This is a genomic window from Microbacterium sp. LEMMJ01 (assembly GCF_002114135.1).
Lineage (GTDB): Bacteria > Actinomycetota > Actinomycetes > Actinomycetales > Microbacteriaceae > Microbacterium.
Window position 1 is genome coordinate 87,097 of sequence record NZ_NCTV01000030.1, and the last position, 10,821, is coordinate 97,917.

The 10,821-nt window shown below is 70.5% G+C and carries 9 protein-coding genes; 1 reads left to right on the forward strand and 8 read right to left on the reverse strand.

Annotation, left to right across the window (positions count from 1 at the left end; translation table 11 throughout):
- Positions 1-29: 29 nt before the first annotated feature.
- The 4 genes from B7W94_RS09210 to rsmA form a co-directional block, all read right to left on the reverse strand.
- Positions 30-1,043 (reverse strand): LacI family DNA-binding transcriptional regulator, encoded by a 1,014-nt coding sequence (locus tag B7W94_RS09210; RefSeq protein WP_085606088.1) that lies wholly within the window; start codon positions 1,041-1,043, stop codon positions 30-32.
- Between the two features lie 120 nt (positions 1,044-1,163).
- Positions 1,164-2,096 carry a 4-(cytidine 5'-diphospho)-2-C-methyl-D-erythritol kinase gene (locus B7W94_RS09215; protein WP_085606090.1) on the reverse strand — a complete coding sequence of 311 codons (933 nt, stop codon included), beginning with the start codon at positions 2,094-2,096 and terminating at the stop codon, positions 1,164-1,166.
- Between the two features lie 7 nt (positions 2,097-2,103).
- Positions 2,104-3,171 carry an L-glyceraldehyde 3-phosphate reductase gene (gene mgrA, locus B7W94_RS09220; RefSeq protein ID WP_085606093.1) on the reverse strand — a complete coding sequence of 356 codons (1,068 nt, stop codon included), beginning with the start codon at positions 3,169-3,171 and terminating at the stop codon, positions 2,104-2,106.
- Between the two features lie 9 nt (positions 3,172-3,180).
- Positions 3,181-4,050: a 16S rRNA (adenine(1518)-N(6)/adenine(1519)-N(6))-dimethyltransferase RsmA gene (gene rsmA, locus B7W94_RS09225; RefSeq protein ID WP_085606095.1), complete on the reverse strand. Its 870-nt coding sequence runs from the start codon at positions 4,048-4,050 to the stop codon at positions 3,181-3,183.
- A 73-nt stretch (positions 4,051-4,123) separates the two neighbouring features.
- Between rsmA and B7W94_RS09230 the strand changes: the two genes are divergently transcribed.
- Positions 4,124-5,410: an MFS transporter gene (locus tag B7W94_RS09230; RefSeq protein ID WP_085606479.1), complete on the forward strand. Its 1,287-nt coding sequence runs from the start codon at positions 4,124-4,126 to the stop codon at positions 5,408-5,410.
- Here B7W94_RS09230 and B7W94_RS09235 read toward each other — a convergent pair.
- Genes B7W94_RS09235 through B7W94_RS09250 form a run of 4 tightly spaced genes read right to left on the reverse strand, consistent with a single transcriptional unit; the run spans position 5,389 to position 10,821 of the window.
- Positions 5,389-6,267 (reverse strand): TatD family hydrolase, encoded by an 879-nt coding sequence (locus tag B7W94_RS09235; RefSeq protein ID WP_085606097.1) that lies wholly within the window; start codon positions 6,265-6,267, stop codon positions 5,389-5,391. The two genes, B7W94_RS09230 and B7W94_RS09235, sit on opposite strands and share 22 nt — an antisense overlap.
- Before the next feature lie 17 nt (positions 6,268-6,284).
- Complete coding sequence (metG, locus tag B7W94_RS09240; RefSeq protein ID WP_085606099.1) at positions 6,285-7,862, reverse strand: methionine--tRNA ligase; 1,578 nt, start codon at positions 7,860-7,862, stop codon at positions 6,285-6,287.
- 49 nt (positions 7,863-7,911) lie between these two features.
- The gene (locus tag B7W94_RS09245; protein WP_085606101.1) at positions 7,912-9,081 is read right to left on the reverse strand and encodes a glycoside hydrolase family 1 protein; all 1,170 of its coding nucleotides are present in this window, start codon (positions 9,079-9,081) and stop codon (positions 7,912-7,914) included.
- 39 nt (positions 9,082-9,120) lie between these two features.
- Positions 9,121-10,821, reverse strand: coding sequence for an ABC transporter ATP-binding protein (locus B7W94_RS09250; RefSeq protein WP_085606103.1), 1,701 nt, complete (start codon positions 10,819-10,821; stop codon positions 9,121-9,123).

The window sequence follows — 10,821 nt, forward strand, 5'->3', positions numbered from 1 at the left end:
TGTCAAGTCCGCGGCGTGTTTTCGTGTCGCTACCGTGATGCAGCGGATTCGCGCGCCCGCAGGAGGGTCTGCAGCGGGCCGAACGCGGGGGCCTTCTCGCCCCGGATCTCGGCGAGGAGGATGCGCACGGCGCGCCGCCCGAGCTCGGGGAAGTCCTGGTGCACCGTGCTCAGCGTCGGCGCCACGTGCGCGGCAACCGGGATGTCGTCGAAGCCGATCACGCTCACGTCGTGCGGCACGCGCAGCCCGGCGTCGCGGAATCCGTGCAGCAGCCCGATGGCCATGAGGTCGTTGGCCGCGAACACCGCCGTGAAGTCGCGCCGCAGCGAGAGCTCCTTGCCGGCGAAGTACCCGAAGTCGGCCGTCCAGTCCCCGCGGATCGGCGGGAACGTGGGCAGGTCGGCGTCGCGGAGCGCATCCAGATACCCGCGCATCCGGGACTCCGCCTCGATCCAGTCCTGCGGCCCGGCGAGGTGGAGGATGTCGCTGTGCCCCAGCGCGATCAGGTGCTCGGTCGCCGCCTTCGCCCCCGCCACCTGGTCGGCGGAGAGGCTGACGCCGTCCGATCCCGAGGCGGTCTGCAGGGTCACGAAGGGCATGGTGACGTTCATGCCGCGCAGGACATGGAAGACGCGCACCTGCGGCGCGAGCACCACGATGCCGTCGACCTGCTCGCGTTCGAGCTGGCGGACCGCTTTGCCGATCGCCTCCGGCGTGGTCGCGGGGAGGTTGAGCGTGGAGACGGAGTACCCCTCCTCGCGCGCCGCGTCCTCGATGCCGGCGATGGACGACGTCGGTCCGAACTCGCCGATCGTCGCGGACAGGATGCCGAGCATGTTCGACTTGCTCGTCACGAGCGCGCGCGCCGCCAGATTGGGACGGTAGTCGAGCACGGCGATCGCGTCGAGCACCTTCGCCTTGGTCTCCGGGCGGATGCTGGGGTGATCGTTGAGCACCCGGGAGACGGTCTGATGCGAGACGCCGGCGAGACGGGCGACGTCGCGGATGCTCGGCATACGGGCACGCTCGGAGGAGGTGGACATCCAGCCTCCTCGCGTGTGCACGGTCACATGACTACTTCATTATGTCTGCGATGACCCGCCGGGTGCACCTCGACCGTGCGTACGCTCCTCGCCGCTCGGACGCGAGGGAATCGGGCAGGCTCAGCCGATGATGCGGGCCCCGGGGACGGCGCCGTGCACGTGCAGCGGATCGAGACCGTCCTCGCGGAGGGCCGTCTGCACCGCCTGCGCGGACTCGGGATCCGCGCAGAGGAGGGCCACGGTCGGCCCCGAGCCGGACACGAGACCGTGCAGCGCACCGGCCGCGACCCCGCGTTCGATGGTCTGCGCCAGATCCGGTCGCAGGTCGAGCGCGGCCGCCTGGAGGTCGTTGTGGAGCGCGTCGGCGAGCTGCCAGGCGTCTCCGGTCCGCAGCGCCTGCAGCACCGGGATCGGCACGTCGAGCGAGAGCGGCGGATCGTCGGCGAGCGCCCCCTCCTGCTCGCGCAGCTCGTCGAGCCGGGTGTACACGGCGGGCGTGGACAGCCCCTCGTCGCTGGTCACCAGCAGCCAGTCGAAGCGCCCGCGGGCGAGCGCCGGGTTCAGCTGATCGCCGCGGCCGGTGCCCACGGCGGTGCCGCCGTGCAGCGCGAAGGGGACATCCGCACCGAGCCGGGCCGCGAGATCGTGCAAGCGGGCCGCGGAGAGTCCCGTGCCCCACAGCGCGTCGCAGGCGATCAGGGCGGCCGCGGCGTCCGCGGAGCCCCCGCCCATACCGCCGGCGACCGGGACGCTCTTCCGGATCTGCAGCGCGACCCCTCCGGGGTGATCCGTCGCCGTCGCCAGCAGCTTGGCGGCCCGCATCGCGAGGTTCCGGTCGTCGAGCGGCACCGAGCCGTCGTCCTCCACCCCGGTCACCGTGATCGAGAAGTCGTCGGCGTTCCTGGCGATCACGTCCTCGTACAGCGACACCGCCTGGAAGACCGTCGCGAGTGCGTGATAGCCGTCGTCATGGCGCCCGCCGACACCGAGGTAGACGTTGATCTTCCCCGGCGCGCGCACGTGCACGGACCCGGAGGATGCGGCGAGGCTCATGAGCGGGTCACAGGTCCGAGGAGGTCGCCCACAGGTTCACGTCGATGGCGCCCGCGAGCTCGTCGATGCGGCGGAGCTCCTCGTCGGTGAACGCGGGACCGTCGAGCGCGGCGAGGTTCTCGTCGAGCTGCTCCGTCCGGGAGGCGCCGATGAGCGCCGAGGCGACGACCGGGGTGCGCAGCGTCCACTGCAGCGCGAGCTGCGCGAGCGACTGCCCCCGGCCCTGCGCGACCTCGTTCAGCGCCCGGAGGGTCTGGACCGCGTCCTCGGACAGCTTGCCGTTCGGCAGCGAACCGCGCTGCTGTGCGCGCTCGGCCGTGCCGTCGCCGAGGTACTTGTCGGTGAGCAGCCCCTGGGCGAGCGGGGTGAAGGCGATGGCGCCGAGGCCCGACTCCTCCAGGGTCTGCGTGAGGCCGTCCTCGATCCAGCGGTTGAGGATCGAGTACGCGGGCTGGTGGATGACCAGGGGCGTCCCCAGCTCCTTCGCCACGGCGACGGCCTCGGCCGTGCGCTCCGCGCTGTACGAGGAGATGCCGACGTACAGCGCCTTGCCCTGGCGCACCAGGGTGTCGAGCGCGCCGACCGTCTCGGCGATCGGGGTGACCGGGTCGACGCGGTGCGAGTAGAAGATGTCGACGTAGTCCAGCCCCATGCGGGTGAGCGACTGCTCGGCGCTCGCGAGGATGTACTTCCGGCTCGCATAGTCGCCGTACGGTCCGGGCCACATGTCCCAGCCGGCCTTCGACGAGATGATCAGCTCATCGCGGTAAGGACGCAGGTCCTCCGCGAAGATGCGGCCGAAGTTCTTCTCGGCCGAGCCGTACGGCGGGCCGTAGTTGTTCGCCAGGTCGAAGTGCGTGATCCCGTTGTCGAACGCGTGACGCAGGAGCGCCCGCTGGTTGTCGAGCGGGATGTTGTCGCCGAAGTTCCACCAGAGGCCCAGCGAGATCGGGGGCAGGTAGAGGCCGGAGGCGCCCACCTGACGGTAGGCGAACCGTCCGTAGCGGCCCTCGTCGGCGGCGTACGGACGGTGCAGTTCGGGGACGTCGGGGCGGAAGCGGGGGGAGTCGGTCACCGTGCCAGATTAGCCGCTGACGCCGGAACCCTCGATCGCCGTTGCGTACTGGGCGATCCGCTGGTAGTCGTCGACGGTGAGGTCCTCCCCGCGGGCGGTCGGCGCGACCCCGGCGGCGGTGAGCACCTCCGTCGCCGCGGCGGAGCTGCCGAAGAGGCCGGAGAGGGCCTGCCGGAGCATCTTGCGCCGCTGGTTGAAGGCCGCGTCGACGATGGCGAAGGTGCGCCGGCGCTCCTCCACCGGGCCGCGCTCGCCCTCGGAGCGGTCGAAGCCGACGAGGAGGCTGTCCACGTTCGGCACCGGCCAGAACACCTGGCGGGAGACGTTCCCGGTGAGCTTCCACTCGCCGTACCAGGCGGCCTTGACGCTCGGCGAGCCGTAGATCTTCGACCCCGGCTTCGCGGCGAGCCGCTCGGCCACCTCCGCCTGCACCATCACGACGCCCCGCTGCAGGTACGGGAACGTCTCCAGGAAGTGCAGCAGGACCGGCACCGACACGTTGTACGGCAGGTTCGCGACGAGGACGGTCGGCTCCCCCGGCAGCTCCGTCACGCGGAGGGCGTCCGCGTCGACCACCGTGAGCATCCCCTCCGGCACGCCGTGCTCGGTCGCGGTCTGCGGCAGGCGGGCGGCCAGGCGGTGGTCGATCTCCACGGCGGTGACCGCGGCTCCCGCCTCGAGGATCGCGAGGGTCAGCGACCCGAGTCCCGGTCCGACCTCGACCACCCGCTCCCCCGCCTGCACGCGGGCGGCCTGGACGATCTTGCGGACGGTGTTCGCGTCGACGACGAAGTTCTGTCCGAGCTTCTTGGTGGGGGTGACATCGAGCTCGGCGGCCAGACGGCGGATCTCGGTGGCCCCGAGCAAGGTGACGGTCATGGTCCCATTCTCCCGGATGACGGGCCGTGCCCGGTTCCTGGGTGATGTCCGTGATCATCGCTATCCTTCGGAGGTGCCCTCCCTCGGTGAACTGATCGCTCCGCGGCGCCTGGGCAGGGATTTCCGCTGGCTGCTCGCGTCGTCGTGGACGAGCAACATCGGAGACGGTGTGGCGCTGGCCGCCGCTCCCCTGCTCATCGCGTCGATGACGTCGTCGCCGATCCTCGTGGCCTCCGGCGCCATCCTGCAGTTCCTACCGTGGCTGCTCTTCGGACTGCACGCGGGGGCCATCGCCGACCGCTTCGATCGGCGCCGCCTGGTGATGACCGCCAACGCCGTGCGCGCCGTCGTGCTCGCGGCCCTCTGCGTGTTCCTCGTGACGGGAACCGCGAACATCGGGATCGTCCTCGCCGTCGCGTTCCTCTACGGCACCGCCGAGGTCTTCGTCGACACCGCGGGGAGCACATTGCTGCCGATGCTCGTGAAGCCGGCAGACCTCGGCATCGGGAACGCGCGCCTGCAGGCCGGGTATCTCGTCGCCAACCAGTTCGCCGGGCCGCCGCTGGGCGCGTTCCTCTTCGCCGCCGGGAGCGCATGGCCGTTCCTCGTCGAGGTGCTGTGCGTGACGCTCGCGATCGTCCTCATCTCCCGCATGGCCCGCACGCCCGTCCCGCCGCGGGAGACCGAGACCCACCCGCCGGTGCACACCGACATCGCGGAGGGTCTGCGCTGGCTGTGGCGCAATCCGCCGGTGCGCATGCTCGTGCTCATCATCCTCGTCTTCAACGTGACCTGGGCCGCGCCGTGGGGCGTGCTCGTGCTCTACGCCACCGAGCACCTGCAGATGGGGCCCGTGGGCTACGGCGCACTCACCACGGCGTCCGCGGCGGGCGGCATCCTCGCGACGCTGAGCTTCGGCTGGCTGGAGCGGCACGTGTCGTTCGCGAGCCTGATGCGTGTCGTCCTCTCCCTCGAGGTGCTCATGCATCTCGCGTTCGCCCTGACCACCACGGGCGCGGTGGCCCTCGTCATCATGTTCTTCTTCGGGGCGTACGCCTTCGTGTGGGGCACGATCTCCACGACCGTCCGGCAGCGGCTCGTCCCCGCTTCCCTCCAGGGGCGCGTCGCCTCGGTCAACATGGTCGGCGTCTTCGGCGGCATGATCGTCGGCCAGGCCCTCGGCGGCGTGATCGCGCAGACCTGGGGACTGACCGCGCCCTGGTGGTTCGCCTTCGGCGGGGCGGCGATCACCCTGGTGCTGGTGTGGAAGCCCATCTCGCACATCGTCAGTGCCAAGCCCGTCGCCGAGACCGGGCCCGAGGACGTCGATCCGGAGGGTCAGCCGGCGAACGAGCCGTAGACCCGCAGCGTGTTCTCGGCGAGCTGCGCGGAGAGCTCTTCCACGTCCAGGTCGAGCTCCGCGGCCAGGAAGCGCACCGTGAGCGGCACGAGGTACGGCGCGTTCGGGCGGCCCCGCAGCGGGACCGGCGTGAGGAACGGAGCGTCCGTCTCGACGAGGAGGCGATCGAGCGGGGTGACCTTCAGCGCGTCGCGCAGGTTCTGCGCGTTCTTGAACGTGACGTTCCCGGCGAACGACAGGTAGTAGCCCGCGTCGGCGCACACCCGGGCCATCGCCTCGTCGCCGGAGAAGCAGTGGAACACGGTGCGCTCGGGGGCCCCGACCCGCGTCAGCGTCTCCAGCACGGCCTCGTGCGCATCCCGGTCGTGGATCTGCATCGCGATGCCGTGCTTCTTCGCGAGCGCGATGTGCGCCTCGAAGGAGGCGAACTGCGGCGCACGGCGCTCCGGTTCGGTGCGGAAGAAGTCAAGCCCGGTCTCGCCGATCGCGCGCGTGCGCGGATGGGCGGCGAGCTCGTCGATGACCGCGAGCGCCTCGTCGAGGCGCCCCTCCTCCGCGTACGTCGGGGCATCGTTCGGGTGGATGGCGACCGCGGCGAGGACCCGGGGGTCGGACGCGGCGGCCTCGACCGCCCAGCGGGACGACTCGATGTCTCCGGACGCCTGCACGACGCCGATGACGCCGACGGCCTCCGCCCGGTCGAGCTGGGTCTTGAGAGACATGGGCTGGTCACCATCGGCGATCTCGAGGTGCGCGTGGTTGTCGTACACGGGCACCGCGAGGAGCTCCGGGGCCGCCGGATAGGTCCGGTCCTTGCGCCCGTCGCCCGAGCGCTCGCGCACGTAGGTCTCCGCCATGGTGTCCTGCCCGGATGTCAGGCCGTGGACTCCACGCGCGGGAACAGCGGCGCGAGGCCGTTGACGCTCGTGCCCGGCTTCAGCACGCCCCAGGCCCCCGCCTCGCGGATCGGCTGGTCCTGCAGCCGCCCCAGGGTCTCCGCGGCGCCGAGCGCGATCCACAGCTTCTCGGTCGACTGCGGCATCACCGGCGACAGCAGCACGGCCAGCGCCCGCAGCCCCTCGGCGCACGTGTAGAGCACGGTGCCCAGACGCTCGCGCTGGTCCTCGTCGCGGGCGAGCGCCCACGGCTCGTTCTCGGTGATGTACCCGTTGAGCGCGTCGACGATGGTCCAGATCGCGGAGATCGCCTCGTCGATGCGGAACTGGCCGATCGCGGCGTCCGCCTTCGTCGCGGCGTCCGCGACGATCCGCTGGATCGCGAGGTCCGCCTCGGTGTAGTCGGCCGCCGGCGGCACGATGCCCTCGAAGTACTTCTCGATCATCGCGGTCGTGCGCGAGGCGAGGTTGCCGAAGCCGTTCGCGAGCTCGGCCTGGTACCGCGCGGAGAGGTCCTCCCAGGAGAACGAACCGTCCTGGCCGAACGCGATCGCCGACAGGAAGTAGAAGCGGTACGCGTCGGAGCCGAAGACGTCGGTGATCTCGGTCGGCGCGATGCCGGTGAGCTTCGACTTCGACATCTTCTCGCCGCCCACGAGCAGCCAGCCGTGCGCGAAGACGCCCTTCGGCACATCGAGCCCGGCCGCCATCAGCAGCGCCGGCCAGATCACGGCGTGGAAGCGCAGGATGTCCTTGCCGACGACGTGGTACGCGGGCCAGCGGCGCGCGAAGGTCTCCTCGTCGGAGCCGTAGCCGACCGCCGTGGCGTAGTTGAGCAGCGCGTCGACCCACACGTAGATGACGTGCGACTCGTCCCACGGCAGCGGGATGCCCCAGTCGAAGGTCGAGCGGGAGATCGAGAGGTCTTTGAGGCCCTGGCTCACGAAGGAGACGACCTCGTTACGCGCCGAATCGGGCCGCACGAAGTCGGGCTCGGTCTTGTAGAGCTCGAGCAGGCGGTCCTGGAACTCGCTGAGCTTGAAGAAGTAGTTCTTCTCCTGCAGCAGCTCGAGCGGCTTGGAGTGGATGGCGCAGACCTTCAGCCCCTCGAAGGGACCGGTGCCGTCGACGATCTCGGACTCCGGCTTGAACTCCTCGCAGCCCACACAGTAGAGCGCCTCGTACTCGCCCGCATAGATGTACCCGCGGTCGTAGAGCCGCTGGAAGAACGTCTGCACGTTGGTCTCGTGCCGCTCCTGCGTGGTGCGGATGAAGTCGTCGTTCGCGACGTCGAGGGTCTTCAGCAGCGGGAACCAGCTCTCGCTGACGAGCTTGTCGACCCACTCCTGCGGGGTGACGCCGTTGGCGGCCGCGGCCCGCAGCATCTTCTGACCGTGCTCGTCGGTGCCCGTCAGCATCCAGGTGTCGTCGCCCGCCTGGCGGTGCCACCGTGCGAGCGTGTCGACGGCCACCGTCGTGTACCCGTGACCGATGTGCGGCACATCGGAGGGGTAGTAGATGGGCGTGGTGATGTAGAAGGAGTCGCCAGCGGGCATGGGGACAATTCTAGGTGCCCCCATGCCCGTGGTTACGCCGTGCGGCTCGTCAGAGCCCATTGCGGCGGGCGACCTCGCCGAGCCAGGCCAGCGAGGGCTTCGGGAACCGCTCGAAGGTCTCGTGGTCGAAGCCGATGAGACCGAACGTCGGCCGGAATCCACTCGCCCATTCGTAGTTGTCCAGCGCGCTCCAGTGCTGGTAGGCGCGGACCTCGATGCCGTCGCTGATGGCGCGGTGCAGCCCCTCCAGCGCGCCCTGCGTGTAGGCGATGCGCCGGGTGTCGTCGGCCGTGGCGATGCCGTTCTCCGTGACGAGCACGGGGACGCCGCCGCTGCGCTCCCACGCGCTCCGGACGCCCAGTTCGAGGGCCTCGGGGAAGAACTCCCAGCCCGTGAGCGTCGTCTCCACGTCCGGCGACACCGGCAGTGGCCCCTCCGGACCGATGAACGTGCGGGTGTAGGCCTGCACGCCCACGAAGTCGTCTCCGGCGGACTGCTCCAGGTACCAGTGGTCGCGCGGGTCGCCGTACGTCGCGAGCATCTCGTCGGCGCTGGGCTCGCCGGTGGAGTGGAAGGCCTGGGTGGCGATCGTCCAGCCCGCCTGCACCCCGGGAACCGTGTGCAGGATCTCGGCCGCGCGCCGGTGGGCCGTCAGCAGCGTGTCCGCGACGCCGAGGTCGGGATTCGGCAGGCCGTAGGCGACGAGGTTCGCCGCATCCTCGCCTCCGGCCAGCATCGCCGCGATGTTCGGCTCGTTGATCGTGCACACGTAGCGCACGCCGTCGAGGATCGGCAGCACGGTCTCCACATAGCGGGAGAACAGGTCCACCGCGTCGTCGGCACGCCAGAAGCCGTCCTTCTGGAACCACTGCGGCACCGTGAAGTGCATGAGGGTGACCGTCGGGTCCAGCCCGTTCTCCCTGGCGGTGTCGATCATGCGGCGGTAGTGGTCGAGCATCGCCCGCGAGACGAACCCGCGCTCCGGCTCGATCCGCGCCCACTCGACCGAGAACCGGTAGGAGTTCAGCCCGGCCTCGGCGAGCAGCCGCATGTCCTCCGGGTAGCGGTGGAAATGGTCGGCGGCGTCACCGGAGGGCTCGACCATGGGCGAGTCGGGGGCGTGTTCCATCGCCCACCAGTTGCTCGTGGTGTTGTTACCCTCCACCTGATGGGCGGCGGTCGCGGCGCCCCAGAGGAAGCCGTCGGGGAATGCGAGCACGGATGCGCTCCTCTCTCTTTCTTGCAGTCGTTCGGCGCGTCAGCGGGCGCGGGCGGGGTTCGGCACGGCGTCGAGCAGTTCGACCGTGTACGGGTCCTCCGGATGCTGCAGCACCTGGGAGGTCTCGCCCCGCTCGACGACGCGGCCGCTGTTGAGCACGAGGATGTTCTCGGTGACGAGCCGCGCGCTCAGCAGATCGTGGGTGATGTAGAGCATGCTGATGCCCCACCGTTCGCGGAGGTCCTCCAGCAGCGCGAGCACGCCGGCGCGGAGCGACACGTCGAGCATCGACACCGGCTCGTCCGCGATGAGCACCTGCGGGTCGCTCGCGAGCGCCCTGGCGATCACCACGCGCTGCCGCTGCCCGCCGGAGAGCTGGTGCGGCAGCTTGGCGGCGAACTGCTCGACGGGCGTCAGGCCCACCGTCTCCAGCAGTTCGAGCACCCGGGCCCTGGCCTCCGCCCCGCGCAGCCTCGTGTAGTTCACGACGGGACGGGTCAGGGCGTACTCGACGGTGTGCAGCGGGTTCAGGGCCGCGTACGGATCCTGGAACACCATCTGCACGTCCTTGCGGAGGTCGCGGAGTCCTCGGCGCTTCAGGGCCGCGACATCGACATCGCCGAAGCGGATGCGGCCGGAGGTCGGCTTCTCGACGCCGGTGAGCATCTTCGCGATCGTCGACTTGCCCGAGCCGGAGGCACCGACCAGCGCCAGCGCCTCCCCCGGCTCCAGGCGGAAGGACACGTCGTCGACCGCGACGACCGGATCCTGCCCGCGGCGCGGTGCCGGATAGCGCTTGGTCACGCCCTCCACGACGATCGCGGCGTCGGCCCGCCGGGCGTCCCGCGGAGACACGGTCGGCAGGGTCTCGGTGACGTCCGTACGGCTGCGTCCCTCCCGGCGACGGGTGCCGAGATCGACGAACCCGGGGATCTCGATCTTCTCGGCGCGCGGGTCGGCGTAGTGGCTCAGCAGCATCCGGGTGTACTCGTCCTGCGGGCGGTGCAGGATGTCCTGACTGCGGGCGTCCTCCACGATGCGGCCCTCGTGCATGACCATCACCCGGTCGGTCGCCTCGAGGACGATCCCGAGGTCGTGGCTGATGAGGATCGCCGTGAAGCGCTCGGACCGCTGCAGCTCCTGGATCGTGTCCATGACCGCGTGCTGGACGAGGACGTCGAGCGCCGTCGTCGGCTCGTCGAACACCATCAGCTGGGGTTCGAGCGAGAGGGCGAGGGCGATCGAGGCGCGCTGCCGCATGCCGCCGGAGAGCTCACCGGGGTATCGGTCGAGCACCTCCGGCTTGAGCCCCACCTTGCCGACGAGCTCCCGCGCCCTGGCCTGGCGCTGCTCGGCGGGCACATGACCGTGCGCGGCGAAGATGTCGCGGAAGTGGTTGCCCACGGTCCGCACGGGGTTCAGCGCGTTCATGCCGGACTGCAGCACCATCGCGAAGCCGCCCTGCCGCTGACGCCGCAGTTCTTCGGCGTCGAGCTCGCGGATGTCGCGGCCATCGAACAGGATGCGTCCGCCGCTGATGCGCGCCGGCGGCTTCTGCAGCCGCGTGAGCGCGAAGCCGAGCGTGGACTTGCCCGACCCGGACTCGCCGACGAGCCCGACGAACTCGCCGCGCCGGAGCGCGAACGACACGTCGCGCACGGCCGGCACCGGCTCCTGCCCCGGGGAGGCGTACTCCACGGACAGCGACTGGACGTCGAGGAGGATGTCGTCGTGCTCCAT